Origin of the sequence: Neolewinella agarilytica (assembly GCF_900110645.1) — a bacterium.
Lineage (GTDB): Bacteria > Bacteroidota > Bacteroidia > Chitinophagales > Saprospiraceae > Neolewinella > Neolewinella agarilytica.
Map to the genome: position 1 here is coordinate 139,665 of NZ_FOFB01000007.1, position 15,185 is coordinate 154,849.

At 54.8% G+C, this 15,185-nt stretch carries 14 protein-coding genes; 4 read left to right on the forward strand and 10 right to left on the reverse strand.

Going from position 1 to position 15,185, the window contains the following annotated elements:
• Nucleotides 1-513: 513 nt before the first annotated feature.
• Entirely contained in the window at nucleotides 514-1,314 is an 801-nt protein-coding gene (locus BM123_RS08285; protein WP_090167190.1) for a PIG-L deacetylase family protein, read from the reverse strand.
• A gap of 50 nt (nucleotides 1,315-1,364) precedes the next feature.
• On the opposite strand from BM123_RS08285, the gene BM123_RS08290 reads away from it, so the two are divergent.
• Both BM123_RS08290 and BM123_RS08295 read left to right on the forward strand, forming a co-directional pair.
• Nucleotides 1,365-1,793, forward strand: a complete 429-nt coding sequence (locus tag BM123_RS08290) for a hypothetical protein (RefSeq protein ID WP_090167192.1) — start codon at nucleotides 1,365-1,367, stop codon at nucleotides 1,791-1,793.
• Nucleotides 1,794-1,868: 75 nt separating this feature from the next.
• Complete coding sequence (locus tag BM123_RS08295) at nucleotides 1,869-3,881, forward strand: PEP/pyruvate-binding domain-containing protein (RefSeq protein WP_090167194.1); 2,013 nt, start codon at nucleotides 1,869-1,871, stop codon at nucleotides 3,879-3,881.
• Between the two features lie 73 nt (nucleotides 3,882-3,954).
• Here the strand turns inward: BM123_RS08295 and BM123_RS08300 are convergent, their stop codons facing one another.
• From BM123_RS08300 to BM123_RS08310, 3 genes are all read right to left on the reverse strand, one after another.
• Nucleotides 3,955-4,131, reverse strand: a complete 177-nt coding sequence (locus BM123_RS08300) for a YqaE/Pmp3 family membrane protein (RefSeq protein WP_090167196.1) — start codon at nucleotides 4,129-4,131, stop codon at nucleotides 3,955-3,957.
• A gap of 79 nt (nucleotides 4,132-4,210) precedes the next feature.
• A complete protein-coding gene (locus BM123_RS08305; protein WP_090167198.1) occupies nucleotides 4,211-5,014 on the reverse strand; it encodes a M90 family metallopeptidase in 804 nt (267 codons plus the stop codon).
• 350 nt (nucleotides 5,015-5,364) lie between these two features.
• A complete protein-coding gene (locus BM123_RS08310; protein ID WP_090167200.1) occupies nucleotides 5,365-8,271 on the reverse strand; it encodes a leucine--tRNA ligase in 2,907 nt (968 codons plus the stop codon).
• A 68-nt stretch (nucleotides 8,272-8,339) separates the two neighbouring features.
• Here BM123_RS08310 and BM123_RS08315 point away from each other — a divergent pair, with 68 nt between their 5' ends.
• The gene (locus BM123_RS08315; protein WP_090167202.1) at nucleotides 8,340-8,528 is read left to right on the forward strand and encodes a hypothetical protein; all 189 of its coding nucleotides are present in this window, start codon (nucleotides 8,340-8,342) and stop codon (nucleotides 8,526-8,528) included.
• Nucleotides 8,529-8,537: 9 nt separating this feature from the next.
• Here the strand turns inward: BM123_RS08315 and BM123_RS08320 are convergent, their stop codons facing one another.
• Nucleotides 8,538-9,008 (reverse strand): Gmad2 immunoglobulin-like domain-containing protein, encoded by a 471-nt coding sequence (locus BM123_RS08320; RefSeq protein ID WP_175489300.1) that lies wholly within the window; start codon nucleotides 9,006-9,008, stop codon nucleotides 8,538-8,540.
• 69 nt (nucleotides 9,009-9,077) lie between these two features.
• Here BM123_RS08320 and BM123_RS08325 point away from each other — a divergent pair, with 69 nt between their 5' ends.
• Nucleotides 9,078-9,320 carry a CBU_0592 family membrane protein gene (locus BM123_RS08325; RefSeq protein WP_090167206.1) on the forward strand — a complete coding sequence of 81 codons (243 nt, stop codon included), beginning with the start codon at nucleotides 9,078-9,080 and terminating at the stop codon, nucleotides 9,318-9,320.
• Nucleotides 9,321-9,353: 33 nt separating this feature from the next.
• Here the strand turns inward: BM123_RS08325 and BM123_RS08330 are convergent, their stop codons facing one another.
• From BM123_RS08330 to BM123_RS08350, 5 genes are all read right to left on the reverse strand, one after another.
• Nucleotides 9,354-9,932: a hypothetical protein gene (locus tag BM123_RS08330; protein ID WP_090167208.1), complete on the reverse strand. Its 579-nt coding sequence runs from the start codon at nucleotides 9,930-9,932 to the stop codon at nucleotides 9,354-9,356.
• Nucleotides 9,933-9,971: 39 nt separating this feature from the next.
• Nucleotides 9,972-10,514, reverse strand: a complete 543-nt coding sequence (locus tag BM123_RS08335; RefSeq protein ID WP_090167210.1) for an HD domain-containing protein — start codon at nucleotides 10,512-10,514, stop codon at nucleotides 9,972-9,974.
• 177 nt (nucleotides 10,515-10,691) lie between these two features.
• A complete protein-coding gene (locus tag BM123_RS08340) occupies nucleotides 10,692-11,462 on the reverse strand; it encodes an exodeoxyribonuclease III (protein ID WP_090167212.1) in 771 nt (256 codons plus the stop codon).
• 152 nt (nucleotides 11,463-11,614) lie between these two features.
• Nucleotides 11,615-14,209 carry a lamin tail domain-containing protein gene (locus BM123_RS08345; protein ID WP_175489301.1) on the reverse strand — a complete coding sequence of 865 codons (2,595 nt, stop codon included), beginning with the start codon at nucleotides 14,207-14,209 and terminating at the stop codon, nucleotides 11,615-11,617.
• A gap of 331 nt (nucleotides 14,210-14,540) precedes the next feature.
• Nucleotides 14,541-15,185: a hypothetical protein gene (locus BM123_RS08350; RefSeq protein WP_090167216.1), complete on the reverse strand. Its 645-nt coding sequence runs from the start codon at nucleotides 15,183-15,185 to the stop codon at nucleotides 14,541-14,543.

Consider the following 15,185-nt stretch of genomic DNA (forward strand, 5'->3'; position numbering starts at 1 on the left):
TCCGGAGGAGTGGAAGAGAAGAGGAGTTTAATGATAGCAATCATGGGAAACTTCTAGAGTAGCTCGCAGGTACTTCGTAGCACAGCACCGGGTGTCTTGTAGGCTGCCGCACGTCGGAGGTGGCGAGGGGCGGAATCATCCACCGGCTCGGAGCGACGATTTTTCATCGGATGTATCTTTTGCTGGCGAAGCCGCAACAGTTCATCCGATGTATAAATCGAGGCTACCGCACGTCGGAGGTGAGGCAGGCGGCAATGTTTTCCGGAGGAGTGGAAGAGAAGAGGAGTTTAATGATAGCAATCATGGGAAACTTCTAGAGTAGCTCGCAGGTACTTCGTAGCACAGCACCGGGTGTCTTGTAGGCTGCCGCACGTCGGAGGTGGCGAGGGGCGGAATCATCCACCGGCTCGGAGCGACGATTTTTCATCGGATGTATCTTTTGCTGGCGAAGCCGCAACAGTTCATCCGATGTATAAATCGTTGAGGGTTAAGAAAAAACTTCCCACTGCTAATTTAAAACCCCACCTGCTCCTTCTCCGCTACGACCACCTTCCTGAAAAAGATCCGCTTGTCTTCGTCCGCCCGCTCAGCCGCAATCCAATCCTCCATGGCCTGCGGGGTGAACTGGCTCTGATGACAGCGAATGGCATCGTAGTAGCGTTCGGCATCGGTTTCGGAGAAGGAGATCCGGGTATTCAGGAATTGCTCGTCGGCGTAGTTGAGGTTCCAGTCGCCGTACTTAGTCGCCTGGGTGGGTGTATAGCTGAAGTAATAGAGTTCGGGGCGGTACTTGAGCTTACCGGAGAAAAAGAGCTCGGTGGTCACGTCGGCCGTCAGGCGGTGATCGGGGTGGCCGGAGTCACCGTCCGGGCCGAAGGTGATGATGACTTCCGGGCGCAGAGAATCAATGACGGCCTCCAGCGCGTCTTCCATACCAATGAGTTGACCGAAGAAAGCATCCATGCCCTGCTCCATACCCAGCATATCCCGACGGGATAAATGAATGGGAGGTTCAATGCCCAGCGCCCGGCAGGAACAGTCCAGCTCCCCGTTACGGACCTCCACGAGGGAGTCGCCGGCGGGGATGCCGGCGTGGTCCGTAACCCCATAACGGCCATCGGTAGCAATGACGAGATGAACGGTAACACCTTCGGCGGCGTATTTAGAGAGAATGGGCGCCACGGTCGTCTCGTCGTCGGGGTGAGCGAAGACGGCCATGATGGTGCCGGGTGATGTAGCCTCAGGAACGGAGGCCGTCTCCGCACCGCAACCTACCAACAAAACAGAACAAAGGATCAATAAATACTTTAGCATCGGGAAGGTGGTTGACGGAAACAAATATAACAAATGCCGAACTTTGCCCCATGCGTAGTACTCTGTTGACGGTTCTGTTATTCATTTCCGGTTGCTGTCTGGCACAGGAGGAGGTTCCCATTGTCTCCTTCGCCATTTCGGCGGAAGGCACGCCCCGGCTGGAGGTTGCCAACGAAGCCGACTTCTACTACGTACTCTTTGCGGAGGGGCGGGCGCGGACGCTGGTGCAGGGGGATGGGCAAAGAGCCGTGCTGACCGAACCGCTGGCGGCGCTCCCCGAAGCGGCCTACACCGTTCATCGTTACCCACGCGCAACGCCGGCGGATCTGGACAAAGACGGGGTGGACGATTTGACTGAGCTTACCGACTTCCCCTCCCGCAGCCCGCTCAATGCTGCCCGTCCCATTGCCTTCGAAGACGGAGTGGCCTGTATCCATGACAGGTCCGCCTTCGACGAACTTGCGTTTCAACCCGGATAATCCGCTGAAAATGAGCGTTTAAGAAACCTTGAGTTCGTTAAGTTTTACATCCAGGATAACGATGAGCCCGATTCCATGCGTGTGCACTACATGCATACGGAAAATCACGAAGCGCACGTCGAATTCGCCCGGGCAATCGGCATCCCGACCCAGGCGAACGGTAACAGCTTTCTGGAGGACATGCGCGGGCTGCTGATCTACCACCCCGAAGTAACGGCCCCCAGCGGCGAGCAGGGCGTATATACTTTCGAGTTTCAGCAGTTCGACGATTATACCTACGACATTATTCAGCAGACCTTTGACCTGTTGGGAGCCACCCTACCCTTCCTGCGAAACAATCTCGCTTACCTTCCCTTGCACCGGCGCGCCGTCGCCCGCTATAACGTAGAGCGAGCGTTGTATGACGCCAGCCGGATTCCCGTTTTGCTGGAAGGCGACCTTTACGAAGGCATCGATTACATCCCCCTCAACCTCACCGAAGGCTACGGCCGGCTACGGCTGATGGAGATCGGGGAACGCCCCGATCCGCGCGATATCGTCGTCTTTGAAACCATCCCCAACGATCTTCCCCGCGTGGGTGGCATCATCACTACCGTCGTACAGACGCCGCTGAGCCACGTGAACCTTCGTGCCCTGCAGAACAACGTCCCGAACGCCTTCATCCGTGATGCCCTGGACATTGAAGCCGTGAATGACTTGCTGGACCACATCGTTTATTACCGCGTAGACGCTGACACCTTCGCCCTCCGCCTGGCTACCCCCGACGAAGTGGACGCTCACTATGAGGCCCTGCGCCCCGACGAAGACCAGTTCCCTCCGCGCGACCTCAGCGTACAGCAGATTACTCCGCTGGACGACATTACCTTCGATCAATCCATTGCCTACGGCGCCAAGACCAGTAACCTGGCCACTATGCGCAGCTTCGCCTTTCCGGACTACCTCATCCCCGACGGCTTCGGTATACCCTTTTACTTTTATGATGAGTTCATGGCCTTCAACGGCTTCTACGAGCGGGTGGAAACGATGCTGGCCGCCCCGGACTTCCAGGCAGATTTTTCCATTCAGGAGCAAATGCTGGAAGAACTCCGTGATGACATCGAAGACGCCGATCTTCCTCAGTGGATGTTCGAAGCTATTACCCTCGCCCAGGAGAGCTTCCCCGAAGGTACCAACATCCGGTGCCGCTCCAGCACCAACAACGAAGACCTGCCGGGCTTCAGCGGCGCGGGGCTCTACGACTCAAAGACACACAATACTGACGAAGGGCACCTGGGTAAAACGATCAAAGAGGTCTTCGCCAGTCTTTGGAATTTTCGGGCCTTCACCGAGCGGGAGTTCTATCGCATTGATCATCTGCAGGCTGCCATGGGCGTGCTGATGCACGCCAACTTTAAGGAAGAACGCGCAAATGGTGTAGGGATCACTGCGGATCCCATTTACGGTTCCGGCGGCAATTACTACCTCAATACTCAGGTAGGAGAAGACCTGGTGACTAACCCGGACAATTTCTCCATCCCGGAAGAAATCCTGCTGGCCATCGAAGGTTCCGGACCTACGGCCTACGAGATCATTCGTCGCTCTAACCTGGTGCCCAACAACGATCAGGTAATGCCCTTGGCCTACCTGGATGAGCTACGCGGCTATATGCGGACGATTCACGAAGAGTTTGCCCTTCTCTTTGATGCCGTAGACGAAGAGAGCTTTTCAATGGACATTGAGTATAAGATTGACAGTACGGACCGGCTCGCCATCAAACAGGCCCGCCCCTGGATCGGCTTCCTGGACCAGCAGACGAGTACGGAGCAAATTGCGCCCTCCCAGCTCCAGTTGAGCATTTATCCCAACCCCATGGTGCAGGACGCGGTAATTAGTTTTGAGCTTCCGCAAAATGTGGAGGTGGAAAGCTGGTTATTTGACTTAACCGGCCGGCCCGTAAAACGAATTCAGCACGGCAACTTGCCAGCAGGAATGCAGCAAATTCGCCTAACCGTTGGAGATCTACCTCCAGCGGCCTATGTACTTCGTCTCCGGTTAGAGCACGGGAGCGGTAAGATCGACTTTACGACCGTTCGAGTGGTGGTACAATAGTTGTCCCCCTGCACCCTGCAACCCTGCAACCCTGCAACTTGCAACCCGCAACTTGCAACCTGCACCCCGCCCATCACTTTGCCAGAATAACAATCAGGGCGTAGACCATACCCGGCACACCACCGAGGATGGTAAGCACTACGCAAATCCAGAATTCTCTGCCAATGCCCTTAGCAAGCGCTACCCCCAGTGGTGGGAGTAATACGGCAAGGATGATGTGTAACAGGGAGGCGGTGGAAGTAGCGGCCATGGGAAGTTTGTTGTTAAGGGAGCCATTAAGAATGATAACAATTCCAAACTTAAGGATTTATGGTGGATAGACCGGGCGCTTAGCCAATTTTCCCATCCTCGTTCATATCCTGCTGAAACACCCGCTCCAGCAGAGAAAAAAGCTCGGGGTGATCTCGGTTAAGTTTGTAGGGCTGATTAAAAAAATACTCCGCAGCTACGGCGAAGAACTCCGCCTGGTTGGTCAGCGCATAACTATCAATTTCAGAATCTCCCCTGGCAATAGCGAGAGACTCTTTACGAATCATTTCCACCCAGGGGATCAGGTAATCGTTCTTCAGGAAATAGTCCGGGATACCATCCGTATCTCCGTCAGCTTTGTCCAGCAAATGAGCAAATTCATGAATGCCCGTATTGTCAGGTCCTTCCACTTTGAAGCCCCGATGCAGCGAAGGTCGTGAGAGCAATAGTTTTCCGTTGAGAAAACCGCCGCCCACCATTCCGGCTACCCGTCGATCTTTCCCCTCCGTTGCAAAATCTCCCCAGCGAAAATGTGTCTTGTACAGTAGTACCTGCTCCAACTTTGGATACTGGTTCCAACGCGGAAATCCGAAGGTGGGGATGATGGCGCTGGCCGCGATGAAAGCCCGGTCCTTCTCCGTGATTTCCGTCTCGATCCCCGTCAGGGTTACCTGCTGCAAAAAAGCCTGCATCCGGGCTTCAAATTTCTTCCGGTCAGCAGCGCTCAGGTTTTGGTAAAAGTTTACGTATTGCAACAACAGCTCGCGCCACTCTGGTAAAAAGGCAGGGAGTGGAGGAAGGCGTTTAGGCCGAAAGATGAAGTAAAGGATAAGGCCGAAGACCAGCAAAACGGCGAGGGCAGCGAAGGTGAAAGAAGGAGACATGGGCGGCAAGGTAAGAAACGGAGGCGGTCGGCGGGGTAAATCAGGCGCGCAGCGATGAATTTACCCACCGGACGCTCGGAGGGCCTGACGAAATGATCGATCCGACCGCCTCCGCTGGTACTCGCTCCACAACGGTGAATAGCAACTTAGCCAAGCGAGCTACTGCTTTGCACCAACAAGGAAGCAGAGCGATTTGAGCTTATGCAACGGCAGAACGGATGTTGGAACCCGCATACATCAGTCAACTCACTCCCGGAGGGAGTTCGCCACCGCTCGCTGCCGGAGGCAGCATTGACCAGGCACGTGCGGCAGCCTACCAGACCACCAGACCACTTAGTCGCGCAGCGACCCTACCCCACCACAAAATTAACCATCCGCTTAGGCACCACGATCACCTTGCGGATCGTCTTCCCTTCCAGGTGTTTGGCTACGTCGGGATGAGCCTTTGCTTCCGCTTCAATGTCTTCTTTAGAGGCGCCGGCGGGGAAGTCAAGCGTAAGCCGGGTCTTGCCGTTGAAAGCGATCGGATACGTGAAGCTATCCTCCACGAGCCACTTCTCATCAAGTGCGGGCCAGGCAGCGTGATGCACACTACCTTCTCCACCCAGCGCAGCAAAAAGCTCATCCGCCACGTGTGGAGCAAAGGGAGCGATGAGGCGAACCATCGGCTCCAGTACCGCGCGCTTGTTGCACTTTAGTTTGATGATGTCGTTAGTGGCCACCATGAAGGCAGAGACACAGGTATTAAAGCTCAGCCCTTCAATGTCAGCCGTCACCTTCTTGATGAGGGTATGGAGGACTTTCATTTCCTCCTTAGTCGCTTCCTCGTCGGAGACGTTCAATTGATCACCGTTACCCACAAAGAGGTTCCAGAAGCGACGCAGGAAGCGGTAAACGCCATCAATGCCGCTCACACTCCAGGGCTTCGCCTGATCGATGGGACCAAGGAACATCTCGTACATCCGGAAACAGTCCGTACCGTAGCGCTTACTGAGATCGTCAGGGTTAATAACGTTGTGCTTAGACTTAGACATTTTGCCCATCTGGAAGCTCAACTCAATGAAGAGTTTGCCCTCCCGGTCCGTTTCCCAGACAAAGGCATTGCCTTGCTGTAATACGGTACGGAAGTAGGCTGCATCCTGAGCTTTATCGTCAGCGACCTTGTCTATGGCCGACTTGTAGATCCGGAAGCTGGCTTCATTGTCTACGCTGGTTTCTTCTACCATCCGCAACGGCACTTTTCTGGTTCCGGACGATTCATCCAAAACCAAATGCCCCTTCCCAAGTCCTTCCACCTCCAAAGGCGTGCCTTCGGCGACGCTGCTACCGATCCAGATGGGATGGCGTTGCCCGTCCTCCGTCAGCAGGATACCGAGGTGGATACTCGTGATCGGTGCACCGATCATTCCCTGATTCAGGAGCTTTTTGTAGGGCTCGCGTGTTGGGACTTTGCCGAGGTCAAAGAGAAATTTATGGATCAGGCGGCTGTAGAGAATGTGGCTCACCGCGTGCTCCGCACCACCTACGTAGAGGTCTACGTCCTGCCAGTAATCGACCACGTCTTTGGCGACGAATGCATCGTCGTTGTTCGGGTCCATATAGCGGAGATAGTACCAGTTGGAGCCGGCGGTTGCGGGCATAGTATCGGTCTCGCGGCGGCCGGTGGGCGTCTGATTCCAGTCGGTGGCCCGTTCGAGCGGGCTGACACCGCTAACGGCCCGGAAGTCATCCATCGGCGGCAGGGTAACGGGCAACTGGTCCTCCGGCACCAGGCTCGGCACGTCGTTCTCGTCGTAGATCATCGGCCAGGGCTCCCCCCAGTAGCGCTGGCGGCTGAAGATGAGGTCGCGGATGCGGAAATTGACCTGCTGCTCTCCCCTACCCATTTCGGATAGCTTGGCCGTAGCGGCCTTGATGGCATCGGGTACTTCCATTCCGTTGAGAAAGTCGGAATTGATGAGCTTGCCCACCTTGTCTTTGAGGCTAGCGCCGGGGTAATCCGACTTATCAATCACATCGATAATCTCAATGCCAAACTTCTCGGCAAAGCGCTTATCGCGGTCATCATCGCTCGGTACGGCCATAATGGCGCCGGTACCGTAGTCTTTGAGGACGTATTCGGCGATGTAGATCGGCACACGGGCGCCGTTCAGCGGGTTGATGCAGTAAGCACCGGTGAAAGCACCAGTTACCTTAGTTTCGCTCTGGCGGTCAACTTCGCTGCGGCTACCCACGTAGGTGAGGTAGTCGTCGATTTCTTTTTGCTGCTCCGGGGTGGTGATCTCAGCCACCAACTCATGCTCGGGGGCGATGACCATGAAGGTCACCCCGAAGATGGTGTCAGCCCGGGTAGTGAAAACCTCCAGAGGTTCTTCCCGGCCTTCGATATCGAAGCGGGCGAGCGCACCAATGGATTTACCGATCCAGTTACGTTGCTGGGCTTTGAGGCCGTCGCTATAGTCAACCGTTTCCAGTCCGGCCAGGAGCCGTTCGGCGTAGGCCGTTATCCGCAGGCTCCACTGCTGCATGGCTTTTTGCACAACGGGATGATTACCGCGTTCGCTGCGCCCGTCTTTCACTTCGTCGTTGGCCAGTACCGTACCGAGGGCTTCACACCAGTTGACGTAGCTCGTGCCCCGGAAGGCAAGGCGGTAGTTCATCAATACGTCGGATTGCTCCTTCGGCCCCATCGCTTTCCAGTCAGCGGCGGAGAGTTCGAGGGCTTCGGTTTGGGCGGCGTTGAGTCCGGCAGTACCGTGCTGCGCCAGGTGCTCGCGGAGTTCGCTAACGGGACGGGCTTTGTCTGCCGTCTTATCGTACCAATGCTCAAAGACCTGAGAAATGATCCACTGCGTCCATTTGTAGTACTTCGGGTCGGAAGTATTGACGGCGCGGTCCCAGTCAAAGCTCAGCCCCAAAGACAGCATCTGTTCTTTGTAGCGTTCGGTGTTGACGGCGGTAGACTCACTTGGGTGTACGCCGGTATCGATGGCGTATTGCTCAGCGGGAAGGCCGAAGGAGTCAAAGCCCATGGGGTGCAAAACGTTGAAGCCCTGCTGCCGCTTGAAGCGGCTGTAGATGTCAGAAGCAATGTATCCCAGCGGGTGCCCAACGTGCAGGCCGGCGCCCGAAGGATAAGGAAACATGTCCAGCACGTAGTACTTCGGCTTCGAAGTATCGTTCGTTGTCCGGTAAGTCTTGTGCTCTTTCCAGTATTGCTGCCATTTCTGATCAATGGCCGTGACGTCAAATTTCATGGCGCGAAGGTAGTAAGTTCCGGGATTAAGGAGTTAATGGTCCGAGCCTTATCTCAGGTTGCAGCTCATTGGCTTTTTTTGGCGAGCACGCAGGTGCAGGGGAAAGGTTAGTGGAGCAGTGGATGAAGGGCCGTTGGCCAGCCCGCAGTGCAGCGGAGGCCACTGACCGGCGGGACCGCCCCTCGTTCCCCGGGAATCGGGCCGACGGCCTCAGTCTCGGCCAGCAACAAAACATTGCACCTGCGGCCGCGCCCTGATTCTGCTGACTACAGTACCACCGGAATCGTCATCGCCCGCTCGAATTTATCCACCCGGCTGGCGTCATTGTTTTTCAGTCTCAGGAAGCCTTTGGTTCCCGCAGGCGCGTCGTAGCTGATCTCATAGTCGAAGGTGGCAACCCCCTTATTCATTAAAAACTTCTTTGGCTTCACAAAACCTTCGCCGATCAGGTTCCCCTGCTCATCCGTGATTTGATAGGGCATGGCAGCCTCGAAGAAAAACGAAGTTGATGCTTCTCCCCTGACCGTAAAGGGAGAGGACAGCTTTGCCCCCGGCTTGGGAGAGTCCAGGCGAAGAAGGGAGTCCAGCGGCCGGGTATCGTTGTTTGGATTAAAATCGACTATCCCCTGTTTCGCCAGTTTTTCGGCAGCAACTTCGGCCGTAGGCCCCTTTGAACCGTCCTCGCCACAGCTGAATAAAGAGAACAAAAGACAAATAGCGCAAATTCGGATAAGCATAGTTCTTATTTTTCGGCAAAGGTAGGCATTCATTTGAGCCTTACCTTGCCGACACTAAAATAGAAAACTATGTGGATTGCCATTGCAGGTTGGGTCGGAGCCCTGGGTTTGTTGTTTGCCTTCGTGGCTTCTTCGCTCGATAAGCTGGACAACCTCGGCACGCCCTATCACGTCATCAATCTCATCTGCTCCGTATTGCTGATTGTGAACGCTACGGCAAATGATGCCTATCCCTTCATCGTGATCAACTCCTTTTGGTCGTTGATGTCGGCTTATGCGATTTTGAAAAATATGCGGGCGAAAGAGGCTTGATTTTATTCCCTGGCATTTATGCCGGAGAGATGCTCAATGTCTTCCACTTCCCCGAATTTTATCTTTTACTATGTACATCATGGTGTCTCTTGGTGCTCTAACGTGTGGCCCTGAGCGGTGAAAACACAATTCATCTTCAACGAAGTAGAATTTTGGAGACAAAACATCGCCATTAACGTGCACTTCTCGTGATAACAAAATAGTATCCTGGTTCAAAGAATAGCTTCCATAATGCCGTCTCGTTTCGAAGATGTTCGTCTCAACAACCATGAAAGTCCCGTTCTTTCTTAGCAGTAAATCAATACCTTCTTCGTTAAAATATTTTGCTTCAAGGATGGTTGGTCTGCTTTGATTGATAGATACCAACATCTCAGATATAAAGCTGAAGACTACTCCTATAACCAGTCCAATAATTATTCCTTTGGGGTAATACTCAGGCTCCAGCTTTTTCGAGAAGTAGCCCGTCGTTAACATCAAGAGAAATAGAGCCCCTGAGATTGGGATTAACACTAAGTACCCAATAGATTCCGGGCCTTCAATACCATCCCAGATAACTACCGTAATCACTAAACCGAAAAGAAAAGAGAAGAATGCCGCAGTAAACGTTGCCATTAGGCAAAGCTACAAATAACTTTAAAAATCAAAGCACTTTCAATATTTTTCAATTTTCTCGGCCAGGCGCTTTCGCAAATACCCACAAGAAGGCCCCAGCCGCTCCAGAATATACCGTGCTTCTTCCCGGTAAGCGTCTTTCTTTTCCTTTGTCCAGTAGCTCGGCGGGGCGGAAGAGATGTTACAGATCCGGTCGCAGAGTTTCACGGCAGCAATTTCCCGGGGTTGTTCCAAAATGCGGTTGATGCTGTCCTCCATCTGCTCACGTTTAGTTGGCAGAGACTCATCTTTAGTCAGGGCCTGCACGCCGGCCAGCACTTTGTTTCCGACGGTAGTTTTGAGGGTTTCCACCGTCATGGCGGTGTCCTCCAGACTATCGTGCAGGATGGCGCAGAGTAACATGAGTTTGGGGTTCAGGCTCCGGTCGTAGTGAAGCGCATTTTGCGCTTCGTTGAGCACCGCCCCGAGGTGCGTGAGATAGGGCAAGGATTCCCCCTCCACCGCCGTATAGTACCGTTGGCCTTCGTGATAAGTAGCGGCCAGGAGCCATGCTTTTTGGACGAGGTCGGGGTTGAAGGTCATTGGTTTTTTGGTCTTTTGGTTCCTTGGTATTTTGGGGCTGCCGCACCTTAGAGTAGGTAAGCGATTAAAAATATGGTAGTCTTTTGTCACTTTAGTCAGTGAACTCGCAGGCGGTAGTCAACTCACTCCCGGAGGGAGTTCGCTACCACTCGCTGCCGGAGGCAGCATCGACCCGGGCTAGCCCAGCTCCAGCAGCAAGGGACAATGATCAGAATGCATCGCATCCTTCAGATGAACGACCTCCTTAACCTGTTCCTTCATCTCCCGGCTGATGCTCTGGTAGTCGATGCGCCAGCCCTTATCGTTGGCGCGGGCGTTAGCGCGGTAGCTCCACCAGCTGTAGGCTGCTGTTTCCGGGTATAATTCGCGAAAAGTATCGATGAAGTCTGTTTCGGCGAACCACTTCGTCATCCACTCCCGCTCTGCGGGCAGGAAGCCGGAGGTTTTCTCATTCCGCTTCGGTGCATGGAGGTCGATTTCCTGGTGGGCAATATTGTAGTCGCCGACCACCAGAATATTAGGGCGCGTCTTTTTAAGTTCTACGATGTAGGCCAGGAAATCGTCCAGGAAACGATACTTAAAATTCTGCCGCTCTTCGCCCTGCCCTCCATTGGGGAAGTAGCAGTTGAAGATGGTCAGGTCTCCAAAGTCAGTCCGCACAATCCGGCCTTCCACATCGTAGTCTTCGATGCCTATCTTGGTTTCTACCAGATCAGGGGCCGTTTTACTCAGGGTCAGCACCCCGCTGTAGCCTTTCTTTCGTTCACAGCTATGCCAGGCGGCATGGGCAAATCCGGCGGCTTCCAATTCGGACAGATCGACCTGATCCGCCGTAGCTTTGGTTTCCTGCAGGCAAAGGACATCGATGTTGGTGTCGGCGGCCCATTCTGCCAGTCCCTTTTTCAGTGCAGCACGGATTCCGTTAATATTGTAGGTTACTATTCGCATGGGGGCGAAGGTAGTGATAGTATGGTAGTATCGTAGTAGTGATAGTATGATAGTAGTGGTAGTATGGTAGAGGAGCAATAGGCTTTATTTCGGAGGGGCATTGCGGCTAGTGGGCCTACTACCATACTATCATTACTACCACTACTACCATACTACAAAGCCAGCACCGCCACCAGTTTCTCCTCCCGCGTTTCGCCGTTGGGGTTGAAGAGTTCTACGTAGAGGACGTAGAGGCCGGCGCGGGCGCGCTGCCCGTCATCATCGGAGCCGTCCCAGTTCAGGGTGCCATCGGTTCCGAGTAGCTCGATGCGGCGGAGGGTACGGATCAGGCGCCCCTGTGCATCGAAGATGCGCACCCGAGCCAGAAAGCCGGGGCTCTCCGTCTGGTAAGCCAGCTCCAGCAGCTCCTCATTACCATCACCGTCGGGGCTAAAAGTAGGATTGACGACGGAAAAAACATCATCATCTTCCCGATCGATGATTAATTCTCTGGCCTGAGAATTTTCCCGCGTCGGTGTACCAAAGTTCTCCGCCTGAGCGGCCGTGAACCAGTTATTAGCATCCTGGGTAGCGGTGGTCTTACGCAGGCGTTCCAGGGCGACGCCGTCGTCGTTGCTCAACAAACCGGAGTGCAACTCATCGCTGTAATCAAAAGCATCCAGCACTACCCCACCGGCGATGACACTGATGTTACCTTCATCATCAGGCAGGGAGGGCAAGGTTTGATCTACGAGTAAGGTCGTGTCCACCATCAGGTAATTCTCCGCCACAAAGTCCGGGTTAGCCGTCAGCACCAGGTAATCTCCCGGCAGGAAGAGGCGGCTGACGCTGACGGTCCGTTCGGCGGAAGTCGTTGAAGTCGACAGGGTGTTTTGCAGCACCCAGTCCCGGATCTGGAAGACTTTGTCGGAGCAGTTAAAGAGTTCCAGGTAGTCACTCCCGCCACTGGCGGGGTTAAAAAGCAGTTCGTTGATCACGACATCGCCCGCCTCCGGCACGCCGGGAATCGCGAGCGGAAAGGTAAGGGCTGCGGCGGGGAAATTGCCGGCGCAATCGCTGAAGTCCGGCAGCACCGTCAGGGTATAGATGATACCGGCCTCGATGGTGGTGGTTAGCACCACCGTGGTTTCGTCCACTACGGTCAGGCCGGTGACGGAGGCACCGTTATCGAGGCTAAACAGGCCGGGATCAAACTGGGCCGCATCGAGGTTTTCGTCGAAGACGAGGGTGAGTTCGCCGCTGTCGTTCAGGTCCACTTCGCTGATGCCCGGGGCGGTGTTATCCACCGTCAGACCGTCAACAGAGTTGGCACGCCCGGGCGTGCCGCCGGAGGCATCCAGGCTTGCCCGCCAACTCGCACTGCATCCTGCGTCCGCGCCGCCCGTGTACTCAATGGAATAGCCGCCTGCATTTCGCTCGGTATCATTGTACCAGGCAATCGTGTAAGTAATTTCCTGGATCGTTTCTTCGCCAAAGACCAACGTAATTACGTCGCCGCTATTCGTCAGTGTTGGCAAACCAAAGCCGATTGCCTGAGCGCCCAAAGCGCGGAAAGCATCCGCTTCGTCCACCCTCGTCAACACCACATATCCACCCGCCGGCAAGGGCTCCGTGGCGGGAATCGCCACCGGTGATCCGCCACTGCCAATCATCAGTCCGCTCAGGTCCAGTGCTTCGTCTCCGCTGTTAAAGAGCTCCACATACTCAACGTTGGGCAGGCCCACTACGGGCGTTGGGTCCGCCATAAATTCCGTGATCCGCAAATTATCCGCCGAAGGGCGCACCACCCGCACGAATCGCAACGTCCGCTGCAGATTATTGGCCTCGTTACCGCTGGCGTCTACCGCCCGCAACACCGTAAGGTCGACATCGACACCATTCGGCAAGTCGGCATCCAGGGCCAGCAGGACTTGCCCACCGTTCACCGCTGCGTTACTCACGCTCACGCCACTGGCGGAGAGGTTGTAGTTGGTAACAGCACGCATGATGGCAGCATCAACCGGCTCATTGAATAGCAATTCAATGTTTCGCTCATCAATTACTGTGGCATCACTAAGCTCCGGCGCCACCCTATCCGCTTCCGCCATGCTGGTCACTTCGAGGTCATCAAAGCTGAATTTGTCAGAGCGCGTGCTGGTATAATTGCACGTAAGGCGGAAAAAGTCGGGGGCAATGGCCGCTCCCGAAAGTTGCCCCTGCAGGCTAAAGTTCGTACCGCCCGTGTAGTCTGCTTCCAGGGTCCAGTCTCCCGCGTTGCGGCGAATCAGCCGAAAGCGAACGATGGCCGGGCTGGCGCCCAGGGCTCCGGCCGGACCGCTGATCTCTCCTATTTCTGAACCATCATCGCCATAAAAAGTAGCCCGCAAAGAGTCTACGCTACCGGAAGTGCCGCCGATTCTTAGCGAAATTCCGGTGGTCAGTTCGTCCTCTATTCCACCGCCTTGCAGTAATTCTATTGCTGCGAAGTTGCTGGTGGAAGGCGCAAAATCCATATCTACGAGAAAGGAATAGCTGAGTTCACTGGCGTTGGCAACTACCGGGGTGGCCAGGCCGAGCACGGCGGGATCCTCCTGGCTGGCGTCCAGTAAACGGAGGCGTCCGTCGGTAACCGTGAACTTGTCCAGGTTACCGCTCCACGTAGGGTTCAGCAGGTCTCCGTCGGAAAAGTCGTCAGCAGTAGTTTGGGCGCGGACGCAGGTGCAGAGGACGCTCACAAGAAGAGCAAGGGAGAGGAGGGTGGGCTTCATGGCGCTAAGGTAATGGTTGAGACGCTTTGCGTCTAACCGGACAATGGAGCGCAGCGACTTTGATCGTGTAACAACTGTCATGGTTGAGACGCTTTGCGTCGAACCGGGCAAGGGAGCGCAGCGACTTTGACCGTGTAACAACTGTCATGGTTGAGACGCTATGCGTCGAACCGGACAAGGGAGCGCAGCGACTTTGACCGGGTAACAACCGTCATGGTTGAGACGCTATGCGTCAAGCTCATAACTCATCTCCCTCATACAACAGCTACCGCAAATACACGCTCCGGGAGCCTGCGGCCCCGTTCGCGTTCGGCGCATAGCGCCTCTACCATCAATCAATCTTCACGTAAACCTTACCATCAACGTCCTGCAAACGTAGCAGTCCTACTCCTTCCTTAAGCATAATACTCGTAAACCGACCGCTGTTTGACAAGAAGGGCAACACGGCAAAAGCAGTGGCATCTTGTCGTAGTTCCAGTACATCAGTATACATTTGCCCGCCGATAGTAATGGAGTCCCGCAATAAAGCCAGCTCGCCATCTAAGACGATATTGGGCACTACCAGCACAGCGTGCGTACGGTTAAACTCCGACTGGGTGATGTCCTTCCAGAAAAAAGAAAGTACGGTCTGCTCGGGCGTATTCCGGATGCTGAGGACCTGGTTGAAGTTCATCGTCAGATCAATGCCTACCGCTGCATTGCGATACTGCACCTCCGAAATTTCATTACAGTCGATGTCGCGTTCTTCGTCCGCAGAGACGGAACAGACGGGCGCCGGCTCACTGGTCTGCACCCGCAGACGTTCAAACACAGTAGTATCACCATCGGAGGTGCGAAAGCGGATTTCCTCCGCGCCGTAGTCTGGCAAAAAGCCTTCCGCATCGTAGGTGAAGCCCGGACAGTCACGACAAACCTGCTTGTTGCAGCCAGCATAAAGCAGGCCGACGAGGAGTAAAAATGGGAGGTAAATTTTCAT

Excerpts from the sequence above, each read along its gene's own strand:
- BM123_RS08285 (WP_090167190.1), bottom strand. The coding sequence starts at position 1,314 with ATGCTAAAGTATTTATTGATCCTTTGTTCTGTTTTGTTGGTAGGTTGC.
- BM123_RS08290 (WP_090167192.1), top strand. The coding sequence starts at position 1,365 with ATGCGTAGTACTCTGTTGACGGTTCTGTTATTCATTTCCGGTTGCTGT.
- BM123_RS08295 (WP_090167194.1), top strand. The coding sequence starts at position 1,869 with ATGCGTGTGCACTACATGCATACGGAAAATCACGAAGCGCACGTCGAA.
- BM123_RS08300 (WP_090167196.1), bottom strand. The coding sequence starts at position 4,131 with ATGGCCGCTACTTCCACCGCCTCCCTGTTACACATCATCCTTGCCGTA.
- BM123_RS08305 (WP_090167198.1), bottom strand. The coding sequence starts at position 5,014 with ATGTCTCCTTCTTTCACCTTCGCTGCCCTCGCCGTTTTGCTGGTCTTC.
- BM123_RS08310 (WP_090167200.1), bottom strand. The coding sequence starts at position 8,271 with ATGAAATTTGACGTCACGGCCATTGATCAGAAATGGCAGCAATACTGG.
- BM123_RS08320 (WP_175489300.1), bottom strand. The coding sequence starts at position 9,008 with ATGCTTATCCGAATTTGCGCTATTTGTCTTTTGTTCTCTTTATTCAGC.
- BM123_RS08325 (WP_090167206.1), top strand. The coding sequence starts at position 9,078 with ATGTGGATTGCCATTGCAGGTTGGGTCGGAGCCCTGGGTTTGTTGTTT.
- BM123_RS08330 (WP_090167208.1), bottom strand. The coding sequence starts at position 9,932 with ATGGCAACGTTTACTGCGGCATTCTTCTCTTTTCTTTTCGGTTTAGTG.
- BM123_RS08335 (WP_090167210.1), bottom strand. The coding sequence starts at position 10,514 with ATGACCTTCAACCCCGACCTCGTCCAAAAAGCATGGCTCCTGGCCGCT.
- BM123_RS08340 (WP_090167212.1), bottom strand. The coding sequence starts at position 11,462 with ATGCGAATAGTAACCTACAATATTAACGGAATCCGTGCTGCACTGAAA.
- BM123_RS08345 (WP_175489301.1), bottom strand. The coding sequence starts at position 14,209 with ATGAAGCCCACCCTCCTCTCCCTTGCTCTTCTTGTGAGCGTCCTCTGC.
- BM123_RS08350 (WP_090167216.1), bottom strand. The coding sequence starts at position 15,185 with ATGAAAATTTACCTCCCATTTTTACTCCTCGTCGGCCTGCTTTATGCT.